Annotated in this window: 17 protein-coding genes and 1 pseudogene; 12 read left to right on the forward strand and 6 right to left on the reverse strand. The window is 68.0% G+C overall.

The window, feature by feature from the left end; genetic code table 11:
* The first annotated feature begins 9 nt into the window (after nucleotides 1–9).
* Nucleotides 10–1,902: a 1-deoxy-D-xylulose-5-phosphate synthase gene (gene dxs / locus AC1D2H_RS18400; RefSeq protein ID WP_478011967.1), complete on the forward strand. Its 1,893-nt coding sequence runs from the start codon at nucleotides 10–12 to the stop codon at nucleotides 1,900–1,902.
* Here dxs and AC1D2H_RS18405 read toward each other — a convergent pair.
* Nucleotides 1,853–2,758 (reverse strand): LysR family transcriptional regulator, encoded by a 906-nt coding sequence (locus AC1D2H_RS18405; RefSeq protein ID WP_478011968.1) that lies wholly within the window; start codon nucleotides 2,756–2,758, stop codon nucleotides 1,853–1,855. The two genes, dxs and AC1D2H_RS18405, sit on opposite strands and share 50 nt — an antisense overlap.
* 70 nt (nucleotides 2,759–2,828) lie before the next feature.
* Between AC1D2H_RS18405 and lysA the strand changes: the two genes are divergently transcribed.
* Nucleotides 2,829–4,064, forward strand: a complete 1,236-nt coding sequence (gene lysA / locus AC1D2H_RS18410; protein WP_478011969.1) for a diaminopimelate decarboxylase — start codon at nucleotides 2,829–2,831, stop codon at nucleotides 4,062–4,064.
* A 40-nt stretch (nucleotides 4,065–4,104) separates the two neighbouring features.
* Here the strand turns inward: lysA and AC1D2H_RS18415 are convergent.
* Nucleotides 4,105–4,158: pseudogene (locus tag AC1D2H_RS18415) on the reverse strand (hypothetical protein); the annotation flags it as partial.
* 14 nt (nucleotides 4,159–4,172) lie between these two features.
* On the opposite strand from AC1D2H_RS18415, the gene AC1D2H_RS18420 reads away from it, so the two are divergent.
* From AC1D2H_RS18420 to ahpF, 6 genes are all read left to right on the forward strand, one after another.
* Complete coding sequence (locus AC1D2H_RS18420; protein WP_478012064.1) at nucleotides 4,173–5,177, forward strand: Gfo/Idh/MocA family protein; 1,005 nt, start codon at nucleotides 4,173–4,175, stop codon at nucleotides 5,175–5,177.
* The gene (locus AC1D2H_RS18425; RefSeq protein ID WP_478011970.1) at nucleotides 5,177–5,758 is read left to right on the forward strand and encodes an acyltransferase; all 582 of its coding nucleotides are present in this window, start codon (nucleotides 5,177–5,179) and stop codon (nucleotides 5,756–5,758) included. The genes AC1D2H_RS18420 and AC1D2H_RS18425 overlap by 1 nt, the downstream gene beginning before the upstream one ends.
* A complete protein-coding gene (locus AC1D2H_RS18430) occupies nucleotides 5,759–6,934 on the forward strand; it encodes a DegT/DnrJ/EryC1/StrS family aminotransferase (RefSeq protein ID WP_478011971.1) in 1,176 nt (391 codons plus the stop codon).
* Between the two features lie 34 nt (nucleotides 6,935–6,968).
* On the forward strand, nucleotides 6,969–8,099 hold the full coding sequence (locus AC1D2H_RS18435; protein WP_477929300.1) for an HD domain-containing phosphohydrolase: 1,131 nt from the start codon (nucleotides 6,969–6,971) through the stop codon (nucleotides 8,097–8,099).
* 131 nt (nucleotides 8,100–8,230) lie between these two features.
* Complete coding sequence (ahpC, locus tag AC1D2H_RS18440) at nucleotides 8,231–8,794, forward strand: alkyl hydroperoxide reductase subunit C (RefSeq protein WP_477929302.1); 564 nt, start codon at nucleotides 8,231–8,233, stop codon at nucleotides 8,792–8,794.
* Nucleotides 8,795–8,988: 194 nt separating this feature from the next.
* A complete protein-coding gene (gene ahpF / locus AC1D2H_RS18445) occupies nucleotides 8,989–10,542 on the forward strand; it encodes an alkyl hydroperoxide reductase subunit F (RefSeq protein WP_478011972.1) in 1,554 nt (517 codons plus the stop codon).
* On the opposite strand, the gene rarD is transcribed toward ahpF, so the two are convergent.
* Entirely contained in the window at nucleotides 10,539–11,414 is an 876-nt protein-coding gene (gene rarD, locus AC1D2H_RS18450; protein WP_478011973.1) for an EamA family transporter RarD, read from the reverse strand. The genes ahpF and rarD overlap by 4 nt on opposite strands.
* Nucleotides 11,415–11,503: 89 nt before the next feature.
* On the opposite strand from rarD, the gene AC1D2H_RS18455 reads away from it, so the two are divergent.
* Both AC1D2H_RS18455 and AC1D2H_RS18460 read left to right on the forward strand, forming a co-directional pair.
* Nucleotides 11,504–11,773, forward strand: a complete 270-nt coding sequence (locus tag AC1D2H_RS18455; protein WP_478011974.1) for a MoaD/ThiS family protein — start codon at nucleotides 11,504–11,506, stop codon at nucleotides 11,771–11,773.
* 3 nt (nucleotides 11,774–11,776) lie between these two features.
* Complete coding sequence (locus AC1D2H_RS18460; protein ID WP_478011975.1) at nucleotides 11,777–12,847, forward strand: WD40/YVTN/BNR-like repeat-containing protein; 1,071 nt, start codon at nucleotides 11,777–11,779, stop codon at nucleotides 12,845–12,847.
* A gap of 158 nt (nucleotides 12,848–13,005) precedes the next feature.
* Here AC1D2H_RS18460 and AC1D2H_RS18465 read toward each other — a convergent pair whose 3' ends face one another.
* The gene (locus AC1D2H_RS18465; RefSeq protein ID WP_478011976.1) at nucleotides 13,006–13,875 is read right to left on the reverse strand and encodes an ADP-polyphosphate phosphotransferase; all 870 of its coding nucleotides are present in this window, start codon (nucleotides 13,873–13,875) and stop codon (nucleotides 13,006–13,008) included.
* 98 nt (nucleotides 13,876–13,973) lie between these two features.
* Here AC1D2H_RS18465 and AC1D2H_RS18470 point away from each other — a divergent pair, with 98 nt between their 5' ends.
* On the forward strand, nucleotides 13,974–15,902 hold the full coding sequence (locus tag AC1D2H_RS18470) for a CocE/NonD family hydrolase (protein WP_478011977.1): 1,929 nt from the start codon (nucleotides 13,974–13,976) through the stop codon (nucleotides 15,900–15,902).
* A gap of 53 nt (nucleotides 15,903–15,955) precedes the next feature.
* Nucleotides 15,956–16,702, forward strand: a complete 747-nt coding sequence (locus tag AC1D2H_RS18475; protein ID WP_478011978.1) for a substrate-binding periplasmic protein — start codon at nucleotides 15,956–15,958, stop codon at nucleotides 16,700–16,702.
* On the opposite strand, the gene AC1D2H_RS18480 is transcribed toward AC1D2H_RS18475, so the two are convergent.
* Entirely contained in the window at nucleotides 16,699–17,496 is a 798-nt protein-coding gene (locus AC1D2H_RS18480) for an SDR family NAD(P)-dependent oxidoreductase (RefSeq protein ID WP_478011979.1), read from the reverse strand. The two genes, AC1D2H_RS18475 and AC1D2H_RS18480, sit on opposite strands and share 4 nt — an antisense overlap.
* Nucleotides 17,489–18,490 carry a zinc-dependent alcohol dehydrogenase family protein gene (locus AC1D2H_RS18485; RefSeq protein WP_477929319.1) on the reverse strand — a complete coding sequence of 334 codons (1,002 nt, stop codon included), beginning with the start codon at nucleotides 18,488–18,490 and terminating at the stop codon, nucleotides 17,489–17,491. The genes AC1D2H_RS18480 and AC1D2H_RS18485 overlap by 8 nt, the downstream gene beginning before the upstream one ends.
* Nucleotides 18,491–18,522 lie beyond the last annotated feature (32 nt).

Below are 18,522 nucleotides of genomic sequence, written 5' to 3' on the forward strand. Positions count from 1 at the left end.
AGGACCGCCATGGAATACACGCTGCTGAAAGGCATCGACAGCCCGGCCGACCTGCGCCGCCTGCCGCGCACCGAGTTGCGCAAGCTGGCCGACGAGGTGCGCGCCTTCGTGCTGGAGAGCGTCTCCAAGACTGGCGGCCATCTCGGCTCCAACCTGGGCACCGTCGAGCTGACCGTGGCCCTGCACTACGTCTTCAACACGCCGGATGACCGGCTGGTGTGGGACGTGGGCCACCAGACCTATCCGCACAAGGTGCTGACCGGGCGCCGCGACCGCATGCCGGGCCTGCGCCAGATTGGCGGCATCAGCGGCTTCCCGCGCCGCGACGAGAGCGATTACGACACCTTCGGCACCGGCCATTCGTCGACCAGCATCTCGGCCGCTCATGGCATGGCCATGGCGTTCAAGCTCAAGGGCGAGAACAACAAGGCCGTGGCCATCATCGGCGACGGCTCGATGACGGCCGGCATGGCCTTCGAGGCGCTGAACAACGCCGGCGTGGCCCATGGCGGCCTGATGGGCGACCTGCTCGTCATCCTGAACGACAACGACATGTCCATCAGCCCGCCGGTCGGCGCGCTGAACAAATACCTGGCGCGGCTGATGAGCGGCAGCTTCTACGCCGCGGCCCGCGAGAGTGCCAAGAGCGTGCTGAAGAACACGCCGCTCTACGAGTTCGCGCGCAAGTTCGAGGAGCACACCAAGGGCATGGTCGTGCCGGGCACCATCTTCGAGGAGTTCGGCTTCAACTACGTCGGCCCCATCGACGGCCACGACCTGGACTCGTTGATCCCGACGCTGGAGAACCTGCGCGAGAAGAAGGGCCCGCAGTTCCTGCACATCGTCACCAAGAAGGGCGCCGGCTACAAGCTGGCCGAGGCCGACCCGGTCAAGTACCACGCGGCCTCCGGCAAGTTCGACCCCGCCGTGGGCTTCGTCAAGCCGGCCACGCCGCCCAAGACGACCTTCACGCAGGTGTTCGGCGACTGGCTGTGCGACATGGCCGAGGCCGACCCGCGCCTGGTGGGCATCACGCCCGCGATGCGCGAGGGCTCGGGCATGGTCGAGTTCCACAAGCGCTTCCCGCAGCGCTATCACGACGTCGGCATTGCCGAGCAGCACTCGGTCACCTTCGCCGCCGGCCTGGCCTGCGAGGGCATCAAGCCCGTCGTCGCGATCTACTCGACCTTCCTGCAGCGCGCCTACGACCAGCTGGTCCACGACGTGGCCATCCAGAACCTGCCCGTGCTGTTCGCGCTGGACCGCGCCGGCCTGGTGGGGGCCGACGGCGCCACGCATGCCGGCAACTACGACATCGCCTACACGCGCTGCATCCCCAACATGGCCGTGCTGACGCCGGCCGACGAGGACGAATGCCGCCAGGCGCTGTACACCGGCTTCATGCACAACGGCCCGGTGACGGTGCGCTATCCGCGGGGCGCCGGTGCCGGCGTCGTGCCGGTCAAGCAGATGACGGCCCAGGCCTGGGGCAAGGGCGAAGTGCGCCGCCAGGGCCACCGCGTGGCCATCCTGGCGTTCGGCACGCTGCTCTATCCAGCCCTGGAAGCGGCTGAGCGCCTGGATGCCACGGTGGCCAATATGCGATTCGTGAAGCCGCTCGATGCCGAGTTGGTGGCGGAGCTGGCGCGCACGCATGACGCCCTCGTCACCGTCGAGGACGGCTGCATCATGGGCGGTGCCGGCAGCGCCGTCGTCGAGGCGCTGAACGCCGCCGGCCTGAGCGTGCCCGTGCTGCAACTCGGCCTGCCCGACGAGTTCGTCGAGCATGGCGATCCGGTCAAGCTGATGAGCCTGTGCGGCCTGGATGCCGCCGGCATCGAAGCCAGCATCGTCAAGCGCTTTGGCGAGAAGCCGACGGTCGTGCGCGCCGCAGTGCGCTGAGCAAGGCATCGACCAGCGGCTGTGCCGGACGGTGCAATGGGATCAGCGCGCTGACGCGGTAGGGAATCGAGACGGTCAGCGGTCGTACGACCAAATCTGACCCGGCGCAAGCCACCGCTGTCAGCGGATTGACGATGGCCAGGCCAAGGCCCGCTCGCACCAGTTCGCAGACGGCCACGGCGCTGTGCGTCTGCACTCGCAGGCGACGCTTCACGCCCGCGGCATCGAAGCGCGCGTCGATCTCACGCCGGTAGGGATCGTCCTCGGCCAGGCTGATGAAATGCTGGCCTTCAAAATCCTTCAGGCTCAGCCGCTTGCGCGATGTAAGCGCATGGGTGGCCGGCAGCACGGCCACTTCGTCAGCCTCCAGCACCGGCTCGACGCGCACGCCGGGCAGAGGCGTCGCCTGCTCGGCCAGGCCCAGGTCGAAGCGCTGTTCGCTGATCCAGGCGTCCAGCAACGGCGGTTCAGCGGGCGTGATGGACACGCGGGCGGACGGGTTGGTGGCCAGCAGTTGCTGCAGGGCGGCCGGCAACAGCGCGTGACTGAGCGCAGGCAGGCTCAGCAGGCTCAGCTCCGCGTCTTCGGAGCGGCCCAGCGCCTCGGCGCGCTCGATGACGCGGCCCAGACCCTGGAAGCTGCGCTCCACCTCGTCGAACAGCGCCCGCGCCCGTGCCGTGGCCTTGAGGCGACCGCGCTCGCGCTCGAACAGGGCATAGCCCAGCAGATGCTCCAGCCGGGCGAGGTCGCGGCTCAGGGTCGGCTGCGAGGTGTGCAGCAGCGCGGCGGCGCCGGTGACGCTGCCGGCCGTCATGACGGCGCGAAAGACCTCGATGTGGCGGTGCTGGATATCCATATCAGGAATGAATTGTCGCAGCACAAATTTCAATTTGATTGAATGGGCGTGGCGGCGCATGCTGTGAGCCATGACCAAGCCCCTGCCTGCCGCCCTGAACCCCGCCCGCCTCTCCGCCCTGGCTGCCGCACATGGCACGCCGCTGTGGGTCTATGACGCCGCCACCATCCGCGAGCGCGCCGCATCGCTCAAGCGTTTCGACGTCGTGCGGTTTGCGCAGAAGGCCTGTTCCAACATCCACATCCTGAAGCTGCTGCGCCAGGCGGGCGTCAAGGTCGACTCGGTGTCGCGCGGCGAAATCCTGCGTGCGCTGGCTGCGGGCTATGAGGCAGGCGGCGATGACATCGTCTTCACGGCCGACCTGCTGGACCACGCCACGCTGGCCACCGTCGTCGAGCACCGCATCCCCGTCAACGCCGGTTCCATCGACATGCTAGACCAGCTCGGCCAGGCCTCCCCCGGCCACCCGGTCTGGCTGCGCATCAACCCCGGCTTCGGCCATGGCCACAGCCACAAGACCAACACCGGCGGCGAGCACAGCAAGCATGGCATCTGGCACGAGGACCTGGGCATGGCGCTGGCCGCCATCCGCCGCCATGGGCTCAAGCTGGTCGGCCTGCACATGCATATCGGCTCGGGCGTGGACTATGAGCACCTGGCCCAGGTCGGCCAGGCCATGGTCGGTCTGGTGCGCGAGACCGTGGCGGCCGGCCACGACCTGCACGCCATCTCGGCCGGCGGCGGCCTGTCGATTCCCTACCGTGACGGCGATGCACGCATCGACGTGGCGCATTACTTCGGCCTCTGGGACGCCGCCCGCCGCGAGGCCGAGCGCCTGGTCGGCCACGCGCTGAAGCTGGAGATCGAACCCGGCCGCTACCTCGTTGCCGAGAGCGCCGTGCTGCTGGCCGAGGTGAGGGCGGTCAAGAACTCCGGCGCCAACCGCTTCGTGCTGGTGGACGCCGGTTTCAACGAGCTGATGCGCCCGGCCATGTATGGGGCCTTCCATGCGATGAGCCTCATCGGCGCCGGCGGCCCCGAGCAGCCCACGGTGGTGGCCGGCCCGCTGTGCGAGTCGGGCGATGTGTTCACGCAAGGCCCGGGCGGCGAGGTGCTGACGCGCGACCTGGCGCCTGCGGCGGTGGGCGACCTGCTCGTCATCCACGACGCCGGCGCCTACGGGGCCTCCATGTCCAGCAACTACAACAGCCGCCCGCTGGCGGCCGAGGCGCTCGTCGATGGCGAAACCAGCCGCCTGATCCGCCGCCGCCAGACGGTGGAAGAACTGCTGGCGCTGGAAGCCTGAAGGAGGTCTGACAATCCGGGCATTGAACGCCCCGGATTGCTCATGCCCATTCCCCGCCCGCCCGTCCAGGGCCGCAAGGTCCGCTTCGCGCTGATCGGCTGCGGCCGCATCGCCCAGAACCACATCGAGGCCGTCAAGCAGCATGCCGAGCGTGCCGAGTTGGTGGCGGTCTGCGATGTCGACCCCGCCACCCTGGCTGCCGCCGTGGCCAAGACGGGCGCGCGCGGTTTCGCGTCGCAGGGCGAGCTGCTGGCTGCGCAGCACGAGATCGGCGCCGACTGCGTCGTGCTGACCACCCCGAGCGGCCTGCATCCGCGCCAAGCCATCGAGGCGGCCCAGGCCGGCCTGCACGTGATGACCGAGAAGCCCATGGCCACGCGCTGGCAGGACGGCCTGGCCATGGTCAAGGCCTGCGACGACGCCGGCGTGCGCCTCTTTGTCGTCAAGCAGAACCGCCGCAACCCGACGCTGCAGTTGCTCAAGCGAGCGATGAGCGAGGGCCGCTTCGGGCGCCTGTACAACGTTGCCGTCAACGTCTTCTGGACCCGGCCCCAGGCCTATTACGACAGCGCCGAGTGGCGCGGCACCTGGGAGTTCGATGGCGGCGCCTTCATGAACCAGGCCAGCCACTACATCGACCTGCTGGACTGGATCTGCGGCCCGGTCGAGAGCGTGATGGCCTATACCGGCACGCTGGCCCGCAACATCGAAGTCGAGGACAGCGGCGTGGCGGCGCTGAAGTGGCGCAATGGCGCCATGGGCACCGTCAACGTCAGCATGCTGACCTATCCGAGGAACCTCGAGGGCTCGATCACCCTGCTCGGCGAGCGCGGTTCGGTGCGCGTCGGCGGCCTGGCGGTCAACGAGATCCAGCATTGGGAATTCGACGCGCCGCACGAGATGGACGCGTTGACGAAAGACGCCAGCTACCAGACCACGTCCGTCTATGGCTTCGGCCACCCGCTGTATTACGACAACGTCATCCAGACGCTGCGTGGCGAGGCCCATGCCGAGACCGACGGCCGCGAGGGCCTGAAGTCCCTGGAGCTGCTGATTGCCCTCTATATGAGCGCCCGCGATGGCCGCCGCGTCAACCTGCCGCTGAGCTACTGATGGCCACCACCGTCCACCCCTCGGCAATCGTCGATGCCGGCGCCCAGCTCGGCGAGGACTGCCGTGTCTGGCACTTCGTGCACATCAGCGCCGGCGCGCGCATCGGCGCGAGGTGCTCCTTCGGCCAGAACGTCTACGTTGGCAACGACGTGCTCATCGGCAACAACGTCAAGATCCAGAACAACGTGTCGGTCTACGACGCGGTCACGCTGGAGGACGACGTCTTCTGCGGCCCCAGCATGGTGTTCACCAACGTCTACAACCCGCGTTCGGCGGTCACGCGCAAGGACGAATACCGTCGCACGCTCGTGAAGCAGGGCGCGACGCTGGGCGCCAACAGCACCATCGTCTGCGGCACCACCGTTGGCCGCCACGCCTTCATCGGCGCCGGCGCCGTCATCAACCGCGATGTGCCCGATTTCGCGCTGATGGTGGGCGTGCCCGCCAGGCAGATCGGCTGGATGAGCCGCTACGGCGAAAGGCTGGAACTGCCCGTCGCGAGCGAGCAGCCCATCGAGGCCGTCTGCCCCCACACCGGCGACCGCTACCGCCTCAGCCGCCACCAACTCGAGTTGATCTGAATGGACTTCATCGACCTCAAGAGCCAGTACGCGGCTCTGCGCGACAACATCAATGCCCGCATCCAGAAGGTGCTGGACCATGGCCAGTACATCCTCGGCCCCGAGGTCAAGGAAATGGAGTCCGCCCTCGTCACCTACACGGGCGCCAGGCATTGCATCAGTGTGGCCAGCGGCACCGAGGCGCTGCTGATTTGCCTGATGGCCCTGGACCTGCAGCCCGGCGACGAAGTCATCACCAGCCCCTTCACCTTCGCGGCGACCGCCGAGATGATCGTGCTGGCCGGCGGCGTGCCGGTCTTCGTCGACATCGAGCCAGACACGGCCAATATTGACGCGACGCTGATCGAGGCTGCCATCACGGCCAAGACCAAGGCCATCATGCCGGTCAGCCTGTACGGCCAGGTGGCCGACATGGACGCCATCAATGTCATCGCCGCGAAGCATGGCCTCGCCGTCATCGAGGACGCCGCGCAGAGCTTCGGCGCCACGTACTGGGGAGCCCCCACGCCGACGAGTACGTCGGCTGCCCCCCGGGGGGGTGCGCCCGCCTTGGGACGGCCCGGCGGCGGGCCGGGCAAGAAGAGCTGCAACCTCTCCACCTTCGGCTGCACCAGCTTCTTCCCGAGCAAGCCGCTGGGCTGCTATGGCGACGGCGGCGCCATCTTCACCAGCGACGACAAGCTTGCCCAGGCCTGCCGTGAGATCCGCACCCACGGCCAGAGCCAGCGCTATCTGCACACGCGGCTGGGCGTGGGCGGCCGCATGGACACGCTGCAATGCGCGGTGGTGCTGGGCAAGCTGGACCGCTTCGAATGGGAGATCCGCCGCAGGCTTGAGCTCGGCGACGCCTACCGGCGCAAGTTGCAGGCGGCCGTCCCGGGCCTGCAACTGCTGGCGGTCAGGGGTGACCGCGATTGCGTGTGGGCCCAGTACACCGTCTTCGTGGACGACCGCGAGGCGCTGCAGGCCAGGCTGAAGGGCGCCGGCGTCCCGACCGCGGTGCACTACCCCCGGCCGCTGCATCACCAGCCCGCCTATGCCAAATACGCCAAGGCCGAAGACTGCCCGCACAGCATCGCCGCGGCGCAGCGCGTCATGAGCTTGCCCATGAGCGCAGACCTGACCGAGGCGCAGCAGGACGAGATCGTCAGCGCCTTGGCTGCTGCCATCGCTTGATGTAGTTAGACCAAAGTCCGGTCATCATCCGGACATGAAACTCGTTCCGATTCAGCAGGTTGCCGGCCATATCAAGGCCGGGGCGCCGCTGCCCTTCGGCGTCCGTGATGCCGAAGGGAAGCTGCTGCTGGCCAAGGGCCAGCCGGTGCCCAACGAGCAGATGCGCGAGGCGCTGCTGAACCGCGGCGTCTTCGTCGACATGGAAGAGTTGCGCGATCCGTCCAAGCGCGGCCATGACGACGGCACGGGCGGCGAGGACTTCTTTGCGCGCTGGGAGACGCTGCAGACGCGGCTGTCCGTGCTGCTGCGCGCGCCACAGGAAACGCTCTTCCTGCCGCGAGTCAAGGAATGCGCCGCCCAGCTCATAGGCTGGGCCGAGCGCTTCCCGGACCAACTGCTCTTCGTCGTGATTCAGCATGATCACAGTCGTCACGAGGTGTACGGTCTGGCCCATCTGCTGCACACGGCGGCGGTTGCCGCACTGTTGGCGAGGCGCCTGGCCTGGACGCCCGAGCGCCAGAAGAGTCTGGTCGGCGCCGCATTGACGATGAACCTGTCCATCATCGACCTGCAGGGCCGGCTGGCCTCGCGGGGCGGCAAGCTGGCGCCGCCCCAGCGCGCCGCCATCGATCGCCACCCCGACGAGGCCGTCGCCTGGCTGCGCAATGCCGGCCTGGACGATGCCGAATGGCTGGCCGCGGTGGCCCAGCACCACGAGCAACCCGGTGGCGGCGGCTATCCGCAGGGCCTGGCCGAGCCGGACGAGACGGCGCAACTGCTGCGTCTCGTCGACATCTTCCTGGCCAAGCTCGCCAGCCGGGGAGGGCGGGCCGGGCTGCCGGCGCCGCAGGCGGCCAAATCGCTTTACACCGGCAGCAATGGCCACCCCTTTGCGGCGCTGCTGGTCAAGGAAGTCGGCATGTTCCCGCCGGGCACCCTGGTCAAGCTGGCCAGCGGCGAGGTCGCTGTGGCGGTGCGCCGCGGTACATCGGGCAACACTCCCATCGTCAGCGCCGTGATGAATCGTCATGGGGATGCTCTAGGCTCTCCCGTCAGGCGCGACACGGCGATGCCGGAGCATGCGATCACGGGTCTGGCGACGGCGCAGGCCCTGCGCGTCAAGCTCAGTCCCCACCAGCTCTACGACCGCCGCTACGAAGCCTGAGCGCCTCTGCGAGGCGCCTGTCATAGGCTGGATCAATGACGGCGATTTGATAAATGTTTTCTACTGAAAACGTGTTGCCGATATAGTTATGCCTATCCCATCAACCCAGCCCCCACTGGAGCTTTTCTCAAATGTCCCTGATCAACACCCAAGTCCAGCCCTTCAAGACCGAAGCCTTCCACAACGGCAAGTTCATCACCGTTAGCGACGAATCCCTGAAGGGCAAGTGGTCCGTGCTGATCTTCATGCCGGCCGCCTTCACCTTCAACTGCCCGACCGAAGTCGAAGACGCGGCCGACAGCTACGCCGAGTTCCAGAAGATGGGCGCCGAGGTCTACATCGTCACGACCGACACGCACTTCTCGCACAAGGTCTGGCACGAGACCTCGCCGGCCGTCGGCAAGGCCAAGTTCCCGCTGGTCGGCGACCCGACCCACACGCTGACCAATGCCTTCGGCGTGCACATCCCCGAAGAAGGCCTGGCGCTGCGCGGCACCTTCGTCATCAACCCGGACGGCGTCATCAAGACCGCCGAGATCCACTCCAACGAGATCGCCCGTGACGTGTCGGAAACGCTGCGCAAGCTGAAGGCCGCCCAGTACACCGCCGCCCATCCTGGCCAGGTCTGCCCGGCCAAGTGGAAGGAAGGCGCTGCCACGATCGCTCCGTCGCTGGACCTGGTCGGCAAAATCTGATGACCTTGCGGGTTGGACCTTGCTGCGTAGCGGCAAGCTCCGACCCCAACTGATCCAGATGACTAGCTTGGGGAGCCCGGGAGGGCTCCTTCCCTCCGCAGAGCCTCACAGGTTCTGCTGAAAGGGCCTCCAACGCGGGGACCCTTTCAGCAGTGGCCCGCCTCGCCACGCCTCACTGAAAGGATGACCCCACCATGTTGGACGCCGCACTGAAGACCCAGCTCCAGGGCTACCTGGACCACGTCAAGCTCCCCTTCGAAATCATTGCTTCGCTGGACAACTCCAAGTCCAGCGACGAGATGCGCGAGCTGCTCGAAGAGATCGCCGGCATGAACGACAAGATCTCGTTCCGCGCCGATGGTGTCGACACCCGCACCCCGTCCTTCCTACTGCGCCGCACCGGCACCGAGCAATCGCTGCGCTTCGCCGCCATCCCGCTCGGCCATGAGTTCACGTCCCTCGTGCTGGCACTGCTGTGGACCGGCGGCCATCCGCCCAAGGTCGAGCAGGCGCAGATCGACGCCGTCAAGGCGCTGGACAGGGATCTCGACTTCGAGATCTACATGAGCCTGACCTGCCACAACTGCCCCGACGTCGTGCAGGCGCTGGCGCTGATGTCCATCGTCAATCCGCGCATCCGCACCACCGTCATCGACGGCGGCCTGTTCCAGAGCGAGGTCGAGGCGCGCGAGATCATGGCCGTGCCCAGCGTCTATCTCAACGGCGAGCACTTCGTCTCCGGCCGCGTGAGCCTGGAGGAGATCGTCGCCAAGCTCGACACCGGCGCTGCCGCGCGTGACGCGAAGAAGCTGGATTCAGAAGAGCCCTACGACATGCTCATCATCGGCGGCGGCCCTGCCGGCGCTGCGGCGGCCGTCTACGCGGCCCGCAAGGGCATCCGCACCGGCGTGGCGGCCGAGCGCTTCGGCGGCCAGGTCAACGACACGCTGGGCATCGAGAACTACATCTCGGTCTCCGTCACCGATGGGCCGAAGTTCGCTGCCGCGCTGGAAGGCCACGTCAAGGACTACCAGGTCGACATCCACAACCTGCAGCGCGCCGAGAAGCTGACGCCGGCCGCTCAGCCCGGCGGTTTCGTCGAGGTGGAACTGGCCAACGGCGCCAAGCTCAAGGGCAAGACCGTCATCCTGTCCACCGGCGCGCGCTGGCGCAACGTCGGCGTGCCCGGCGAAGCCGAGTACAAGAACAAGGGCGTGGCCTACTGCCCGCACTGCGACGGCCCGCTGTTCAAGGGCAAGCCGGTGGCCGTCATCGGCGGCGGCAACTCGGGCGTCGAGGCGGCCATAGACCTGGCCGGCATCGTCAAGCACGTGACGCTGGTCGAGTTCGGTGCCGAGTTGCGCGCCGACGCGGTGCTGGTCAAGAAGCTGCAGAGCCTGCCCAACGTCACCATCATTGTCAACGCGCAGACGACCGAGTTCACCGGCACCAACGGCAAGCTCGACGGCCTGAACTACACGGACCGCATCAGTGGCGAAGGCAAGCGTGTCGAGGTGGAAGGTTGCTTTGTGCAGATCGGCCTGGTGCCCAACACCGAATGGCTGCGCGGCACGCTGGAGCTCAGCAAGCACGGCGAGATCATCGTGGACGCCAAGGGCGCCACTTCACTGCCCGGCGTGTTCGCCGCCGGCGACGTGACGACCGTGCCCTTCAAGCAGATCATCATCGCCGCCGGTGATGGTGCAAAGGCGGCCTTGGGCGCCTTCGACTTCCTGATGCGGAGCTAGGCCGGCTTGACGGTCAGGACGCGGCGGGTCTGCCACAGACCCTCCGCGCTGTAGACCGCCAACGCAGCCCAGATGCATCCGAAGGCGATCAGCCGCGTCCCGTCCATCGGCTCCTTGAACAGGAAGACGCCGAGCAGGAACTGCAGCGACGGCGACACGTACTGCACGATGCCCAGCGTGGCCAGTGGCAGGCGCCGCGCGCCGGCCGCGAACAGCAGCAGGCTGCCGGCCGTGACCGGCCCGGTGCCGATCAGCCAGGCCCAGTCCACCGCCGTCTGGCCGGCCATGCTGCCGTCCTGCGACCACCAGATCAGCCCAGCCGCCGCCAGCGGCGCGAGGATCAGCGTTTCCAGCGTCAGCCCCTCGATGGCGCCCAGGGCCGCCGTCTTGCGCATCAGGCCGTAGAGGCCGAAGCTCACCGCCAGCACCAGGGCCACCCAGGGCAATTTGCCGCCTGCCACCGTCAGCCACAGCACGCCGAAGGCCGCCAGCCCCACGGCCAGCCATTGCACCGGACGCGGCCGCTCGTGCAGCACCGCAAAGCCCAGCGCCACATTGACCAGCGGGTTGATGAAATAGCCCAGGCTGGCGTCGATGACATGGCCATGGCCGACGGCCCAGACATAGGTCAGCCAGTTGATGGCGATCAGCGTGGCCGACAGTGCAAAGCGCCGCCAGGTCGCCGCGCTGACCTGCTTCAGCCAGGAGAGATTGCGCGTCACCAGCAGCACGACGGCCACGAAGGCCAGCGACCACAGCGTGCGGTGGGCGACGATCTGCAGCGCGGGGATGGCAGCGATCTGCCGGAAGTAGAGCGGGAACAACCCCCAGCTCAGATAGGCGCCGAGGGCGAAGAGGACACCGGAATTCATCGGCCGCATTCTGTCCGTGCGGGTAAGCCCGGGGATATTTGAGGGATACGAGGTCGTCGAATTCGATGGACGTCGTTCGTCGTGCATCCATGGCCCTTGTCGAATTCACCCCCCAGCTGCGCCGCTTCGTCGATGCGCCGTCCTGCCAGTGCGAGGCATCCACGCTGGGCGAAGCCCTGCATGCCGCCTTTGCCGAGCAGCCGCGGCTGCGGGGCTACATCCTCGACGAGCAGGGCCATCTGCGCGTCAACGTGGTCGTCTTCATCGACGGCAAACGGGCGCGCGACCTGCGCGGTCTGAGCGACCCGCTGCGGGCCGACAGTCGCATCCATGTCCTGCAAGCTTTATCCGGAGGTTGAACCATGACTGACCGCGCCTGGGCCGCGACCCGCAAAGGCCTTTTCGAGTTGCGCCGCCGTGCGGGCGCCTGGCATATCGAGAACCTCAGCTTCGTGGCCGACCCGGTCACCATGCTGTTGCCGCCCGACGCCTCGGGCTTCATGCTGGCCGGCCTCAACCTGGGCCACTTCGGAGCCAAGCTGCAGGCCAGCGACGACGCCGGCAAGACCTGGCGCGAGGTGGCGGCGCCGAGTTTCCCGACCCAACCGGAGGGCTCGGAAGGTCCGGCCTGGAAGCTGGAGCAGGTGTTCTCGCTGGAGCGCTCAGGGGACGCCATCTGGTGCGGCAGCATCCCCGGCGGCCTCTTCGTCAGCCGCGACCGCGGCGAGAGCTGGCAGCTCAGCGAGGCGCTGTGGCAGGACCCGCGCCGCCTGCAGTGGATGGGCGGCGGCAATCCGGCGCCGGCCCTGCATTCCATCTGCCCCCATCCTTCAAACGCCGACGAACTGCTGGTCGGCGTCTCCTGCGGCGGCGCCTGGCGCACCACCGATGGCGGCGACAGCTGGGGCCTGCGCGCCAAGGGCATGCGGGCCGACTTCATGCCCCCCGAACTGGCCGGCGACGAGAACTCGCAGGACCCGCACCTGATCGCCCGCTGCCGTGCCGAGCCCGATGTGCTCTGGTGCCAGCACCACTGCGGCATCTTTCGCAGCAGCGACAACGGCGCGACCTGGGAAGAGCTGCAGGCCCAGCCATCGAGCTTCGGGTTTGCTGTCGCCGCGCACCCGGCCGACCCGCAGACCGCCTGGTTCGTGCCGGCCGTCAAGGACGAGCGTCGTATCCCCGTCGACGGCGCCTTGTGCGTGACCCGTACCCGCGACGGTGGCAAGAGCTTCGACGTGCTCCGCACCGGCCTGCCGCAGCAGCACTGCTACGACCTGATCTTCCGCCACGGCCTGGCGGTGGACGACGCCGGCGAGCAGCTGATGATGGGCTCGACCACCGGCGGCCTGTGGGCCAGCGGTGATGCCGGCGACAGCTGGCAGGCCGTGTCGGCCCATCTGCCGCCCATCTACGCCGTCAAGTTCGGCTGAAATGTTGACCCCTCGTCCGTTCTCGCCCCGCTGAACGCGGGCGAGCCCAGCCGGTCCCCCGAGGGGACGCAGATGCTTGCGGCATCGAGCCGCAAGCGTCGCCAGGCGGGCCGGCTCGGGAGCGGCCCAGCGCTCGGCCCGAACCACGCGCCCCGACGTCAAGTTCGGCTGAGCCTCTTCTTGATGGCAGCCAACTCGGCCGCGTCCAGCGTGGGTTCGGGATAGCTCATCTTCAGCGCCTTCAGCGTGTCGCCTATGACCTGCGAGACGATGAGACGCGCATTGCGCTTGTCGTCCGCCGGCACCACATGCCAGGGCGCCTCTTCGCTGCTCGTGGCGCCCAGCATGTCGCCATAGGCCTGCATGTATTTGGGCCACAGCTCGCGCTCGGCCATGTCGTCTGACGTGAACTTCCAGTTCTTGGCCGGGTCGTCCAGCCGCGCGAGGAAACGCTGGCGCTGCTCCTCCTTGGACAGGTGCAGGAAGAACTTCAGCACCCGCGTGCCGTTGCGGTGCAGGTGCTGCTCCAGGTTGTTGATCGACTCGTAGCGATCCGACCAGATCGCCGGCGCACGCGTGTTCTCCTTGGGCAGAGACTGGGCCTTCAGGATCTCCGGGTGCACGCGCACGATCAGCACCTCCTCGTAATAGGAGCGGTTGAAGATGCCGATGCGGCCGCGCTCGGGCAGGCATTGCGTYGTGCGCCACAGGAAATCGTGGTCCAGCTCCAGGGCGCTGGGGTGCTTGAAGCTGAACACCTGGCAGCCCTGCGGGTTCACGCCCGACATCACATGCTTGATGACGCCGTCCTTGCCCGCCGCGTCCATGGCCTGGAAGATCAGCAGCAGCGAGTAACGGTTGTGGGCGTAGAGCAGGTTTTGCAGCTCGCTCAAGCGCTCGACCTGGGCGCCCAGCTGCTGCTCGTAGTCGCGTTTGTCGCTGTACAGCGGGTCCACGCGGGTCGCCCAGTGCTTGAGCTTGATCTTCTGATCGGGCAGGACGCGATAGGCCTCGGTGTCGATCGTCATGGTGGGGTTTCCTGCAAGCTGGCGGGTGCCCAGACTAACGTCCCCCGCCGCGAGTCGGTGTCAGACTTCGCCCCTCCGTCACTCCGCTGTCGTCGACGATGCTGCTGCGCGCCTCCTTCCTCCTGCTGCTGGGCCTGACCGGTTCAGTCGTCCAAGCCGCCGACGAAGACAGCAAGCCGCCGGCCTACGAGCCGCGTGAGCACTACACCAAGTACGAGTACCGCGTGCCGGTGCGCGATGGCAAGAAGCTCTTCACCGCCGTCTATGTCCCCAAGGACCAGAGCCGCCGCTACCCGTTGCTGATGGTGCGCACGCCCTATGGCTGCGGCCCCTATGGCGTGGACCGCGATGGCGTGAAGAGCCTGGCGCCCAATGAGGACTTCCTGAAGGCCGGCTACATCTTCGTCTGCCAGGACGTGCGGGGCCGCAACCTGTCCGAGGGCCACTTCATCGAGATGACGCCGCACCAGCCCGCCAAGACGCTGAGGTCGGAATTCGACGAGAGCTCGGACACCCACGACAGCGTGCAATGGCTGCTCGACCATGTGCCCGGCCACAACGGCCGCGTCGGCCTTTGGGGCATTTCCTACCCGGGCTTCTATGCCGCGGCCTCGGTCATCGACTCGCATCCGGCCATCAAGGCGGCCTCGCCGCAGGCGCCCATCGGCGACCTCTTCAAGGGCGACGACAGCTACCACGGCGGCGCCTTCATGCTGGCCGCCAACTTCGGTTTCTACACAGGGTTCAAGCCCCAGGATGCCCCGGTGCCGCCGCCCAAGCATTGGCCGCAGTTCGACTGGGGCACGCTGGACGGCTACGACTTCTTCCTGCAGCACGGCAACCTCGATGCGCTGTCGCGGCGCCTGGCCAGGGACGGCGGCCCCAACCCCTATTTCGACGTGCAGCTGGAGCATGACCGCTACGACGAGTTCTGGACCTCGCGCGCCATCCTGCCGCACCTGAAGAACATCCGCGCCGCCATGCTGACGGTGGGCGGGTGGTTCGACGCCGAGGATCTGGCCGGCCCGTTCGCGACCTTCCGCGCCATCGCCAGGCAGAGCCCGGGGACCGACAACCGCCTCGTCATCGGCCCTTGGGTGCATGGCGGCTGGGTCGGTGCGCCGGGCCGCCAACTGGGCCGTGTGCAGTTCCGCCAGGCCACCGCCGAGCAGTTCCAGAAGGACGTGCTGCTGCCCTTCTTCGAGCAGCATCTGCGCGAGGTCGCGCCCAAGGCGTCGATTGCCAAGGCCACCGTCTTCGAGACCGGCACCAATGTCTGGCGCCGCTACGACGCCTGGCCACCCCAGCAGGCCAAGGCCCGCACCCTCTATTTCGCGGCCGGCGGCAAGCTCAGCTTCACGCCGCCGGCGGCCACGCAGCCCGAGTTCGACAGCTGGGTCAGCGACCCAACGAAGCCGGTGCCCTACGTCGGCTACGCGACGCTCGGCGTGCCGCAGGAATACATGGTCAGCGACCAGCGCTTCGCGGCCACCCGGCCCGATGTGCTGACCTTCAGCAGCGAGGTGCTGGAGGATGACGTCACCGTCGTCGGCCCCATCGTCGCGCGGCTGTTCGCATCGACGTCGGGCACCGACGCCGACTGGGTCGTCAAGCTCATCGACGTCTACCCCGCCGAACTGGAGGACGAGGCCGCGAAGAAGCGCAAGGCGCGCACCGAGGACGTCGAGCCGCCGGAAAGCCCCCTCGGCGGCTACCAGCAACTCGTGCGCGGCGACCCGTTGCGCGGCCGCTTCCGCAAGAGCTTCGAGGCCCCCGAGGCCATGGTGCCGGACCGGGTCGAGGAGCTGCGCGTCGAGCTGCAGGATATCAACCACAGCTTCCGCCGCGGCCACCGCATCATGGTGCAGCTGCAGAGCAGCTGGTTCCCGCTCATCGACCGCAATCCGCAGACCTTCGTGCCCATCCGCAGCGCCCGGCCCGAGGATTTCCGGGCCGCGACGCAGAAGCTCTACCGCTGGCAGGGCCAGGCTTCGGGGCTGGAACTCAAGGTGCTGGAAGCGCGTTGATGCCGCTGCGCGGGACTATTCTCGGCCGCTGGCGGTCACCGCCCAAGGCCGAGATGTTCCGACGACTGCTGCTTGCGCTGATGCTGTCTGCCCCGCTGCTGGCGCAGGCCGCCTGCACGCGGCCGCTGCGCGTGCCCTTCGAGGACTGGCGACCCTATTCCTTCATGGCCGATGGCCAGCACACGGGCCTGGAGACCGAGCTGTTGGCCGCCGTCGCCAAGGAGGCGGGCTGCCGCATCAGCTATGTGCGTGAGGTGCCCCGCAACCGCCGCCTGCCCATGCTGGTGGCCGGCGAGCTGGACCTGCTGATTGCCGCGACGCCCAGGCCGGGCGACGCCGCCTGGTACACGCGGCCCTACCGCGAGGAAGTCTTCGGCGCCTTCATGCGTGCCGACGAAGCGCGCATGGACGCGCGCTCGCTGGAGGAGTTGTTGCGCGCCCGGCTGCGCCTGGTCACGCATCGCGGCCCGGCCAGCGTGCCCATCATCAACGACTTCAAGGCGCGCGGCCTGCTGACCCTGTTCGAGGAATACGCCAAGGGCGTGCAGCTGATGCAGGCCGGCCATGGCGATGTGCTGCTCGGCGACAGCGTCGCCATCGCCTTTGCCGCACGCGCGGCCGACGTGCCCCTCATCGAGTTGCCCATGCACGTGCTGCGCGACGCCGTCACCTACAAGCTCAGCCGCAAGTCCCTGACCGAGGCCGATCTGCGCGCCTTCAACCAGGCCATCCAGCGGCTGGAGGCGCGCGGCGAGCTGCAGCGCATCCGCAGCCGCTGGCTGGGTGAGCCCCGGCGCTAGCCCTTGGGCTTGAGCCGGCGCGCGAAGGCACCCGTCACCCGCCGGACCAGCCAGCGCGGCGTGCTGCGGCCGGCCAGCGTCGCCGCCAGGTTCAGCACACCAGGCACGCGGATGACCTCGCCCGCCATGCAGGCCTCGAAGCCCTCGTTGGCCACCGCCTCGGCCGTGCCGATGACGAAGCCRGGCAGGGCGCCGAGCTCGCTGCTGCCGGCCTGGGCCTGGTCCAGCATCGACGTGGCCGTGATGCCGGGGCACAGCGCCGTGATGGTCACGCCGGTGCCCTGCAGCTCCTCGGACAGCGACTCGGTGAGCGACAGCACATAGGCCTTGGTCGCCGCATAGGTCGCCAGCATCGGGATGGGCTGGAAGGCCGCAATGGACGCGACATTCAGCACCCGGCCCGCGCCCCGCGCGCGCATGGGCGGCAGGAAGTGGGCGAGCATCTCGCTCAAGGAGGTCACGTTCAGGTCGATCAGCTCGCGGTGGCGGCTGGCGCGCATGGCCGTGAACTCGCCATGCTCGAGCACGCCGGCGTTGTTGACGAGCACGTCGATGCGCCGGCGCGAGCGCTTCATGGCAGCGGCCAGGCGTTCGGCGGCACCGGCTTGGCTGAGGTCGGCCGGTACGGCCCAGGCCTTGACGCCGTGCTCCGCCGCCAAGGTTTTCGCCAGGGCCTTGAGCTTGTCCTCGCTGCGCGCCACCAGCACGAGGTCGTGGCCGGCGCGCGCGAAGCGATGCGCCAACGCCTCGCCGATGCCCGAGGACGCGCCGGTGATGAGGGCGATGTCAGCCATGCTGGGGGACGACCAGGATCTTGCCGTCGCGCTCGCCGGTTGCTGCCGCGGCGATGGCCTCCTTGATCTGCTCGACCGGGTAAGTCGCGTGAATGCGCGCCTTCAACTGGCCGGTGGCGATGAGCTTGGTCAGCTCGCCGTACAGCGCCATCTGCGCTTCGCGCGAGGCCACTTTGAACCACTTGGCCAGCCAGAAGCCGCGCAGCGTCAGGTCGTTGAAGACGAAGGACTGCGGTGACACGACACAGGGCTCGCCGCTCATCAGCCCGTAGTTGACGACGGTGCCGCCCTCGGCAATGCACATGGCCAGCCGGTTGGTCGCCTTGCCGCCGACGGCGTCGATGCCGAGGCGAATCGGTGCGCCCGACACGGCGTCCTTGACGCGCTTGCTGAGGTCGTCGCCGTCCACCAGCACGACGTCGCCACCATCGGCCTTCACGGCCGCCGCCGCGCCCTCGCGCCGGACGATGTTGACGGTGCGCAGGCCGCGCAGCTTGGCCAGTTGCGTCAGATAGCCGCCAACGCCGGAGTTGGCGACGTTCTGGATGACCCAGTCGCCCGGTTGCAGCGTGACGAACTCCGACAGCATCAGCGAGGCCGTGGCCGGGTTGACCGTCAGCATGGACAGCTGCTGTGCGTCGGCCCCTGGCGGCAGCGGCACGAGGCGCTTGGCGTCGGCGACGAGGTGGCTGGCCCAGGTGCCGCTGCCGGCGGGCAGCAGCACGGTCTGGCCTTCCTTCAAGTGACTCACGCCCTCGCCGACGGCCACGACGCGGCCCACGCCCTCGCTGCCGCCCACGGCCGGCAGCGGCGGCAGGATGCCGTAGCCCCCGGTCAGCATCAGTACGTCGGAAGGGTTGATCGGCGCGGCCAGTACGGCCACGACCGCCTGGCCCGCCGTCGGCGCGGGCACGTCGAACGGCACCGCGCCGATGACGTCCTGCGGCACCGGGCCGCGTTGTTCGTAAAGCGACTTGATGCCCTGGATCGTCATGCCGGTCTCCTGTTTTGAATGGAACGGTCGAT

Source organism: Roseateles sp. P1_C1_2, assembly GCF_056406535.1.

What these genes read in the sequence shown, in the direction of transcription:
- AC1D2H_RS18485 (WP_477929319.1), bottom strand. Translation starts at nt 18,490, where the DNA reads ATGACGATCCAGGGCATCAAGTCGCTTTACGAACAACGCGGCCCGGTG.
- AC1D2H_RS18470 (WP_478011977.1), top strand. Translation starts at nt 13,974, where the DNA reads ATGCTGCTGCGCGCCTCCTTCCTCCTGCTGCTGGGCCTGACCGGTTCA.
- AC1D2H_RS18460 (WP_478011975.1), top strand. Translation starts at nt 11,777, where the DNA reads ATGACTGACCGCGCCTGGGCCGCGACCCGCAAAGGCCTTTTCGAGTTG.
- lysA (WP_478011969.1), top strand. Translation starts at nt 2,829, where the DNA reads ATGACCAAGCCCCTGCCTGCCGCCCTGAACCCCGCCCGCCTCTCCGCC.
- ahpC (WP_477929302.1), top strand. Translation starts at nt 8,231, where the DNA reads ATGTCCCTGATCAACACCCAAGTCCAGCCCTTCAAGACCGAAGCCTTC.
- rarD (WP_478011973.1), bottom strand. Translation starts at nt 11,414, where the DNA reads ATGAATTCCGGTGTCCTCTTCGCCCTCGGCGCCTATCTGAGCTGGGGG.
- AC1D2H_RS18435 (WP_477929300.1), top strand. Translation starts at nt 6,969, where the DNA reads ATGAAACTCGTTCCGATTCAGCAGGTTGCCGGCCATATCAAGGCCGGG.
- AC1D2H_RS18405 (WP_478011968.1), bottom strand. Translation starts at nt 2,758, where the DNA reads ATGGATATCCAGCACCGCCACATCGAGGTCTTTCGCGCCGTCATGACG.
- dxs (WP_478011967.1), top strand. Translation starts at nt 10, where the DNA reads ATGGAATACACGCTGCTGAAAGGCATCGACAGCCCGGCCGACCTGCGC.
- AC1D2H_RS18455 (WP_478011974.1), top strand. Translation starts at nt 11,504, where the DNA reads ATGGCCCTTGTCGAATTCACCCCCCAGCTGCGCCGCTTCGTCGATGCG.
- AC1D2H_RS18430 (WP_478011971.1), top strand. Translation starts at nt 5,759, where the DNA reads ATGGACTTCATCGACCTCAAGAGCCAGTACGCGGCTCTGCGCGACAAC.
- ahpF (WP_478011972.1), top strand. Translation starts at nt 8,989, where the DNA reads ATGTTGGACGCCGCACTGAAGACCCAGCTCCAGGGCTACCTGGACCAC.
- AC1D2H_RS18475 (WP_478011978.1), top strand. Translation starts at nt 15,956, where the DNA reads ATGTTCCGACGACTGCTGCTTGCGCTGATGCTGTCTGCCCCGCTGCTG.
- AC1D2H_RS18425 (WP_478011970.1), top strand. Translation starts at nt 5,177, where the DNA reads ATGGCCACCACCGTCCACCCCTCGGCAATCGTCGATGCCGGCGCCCAG.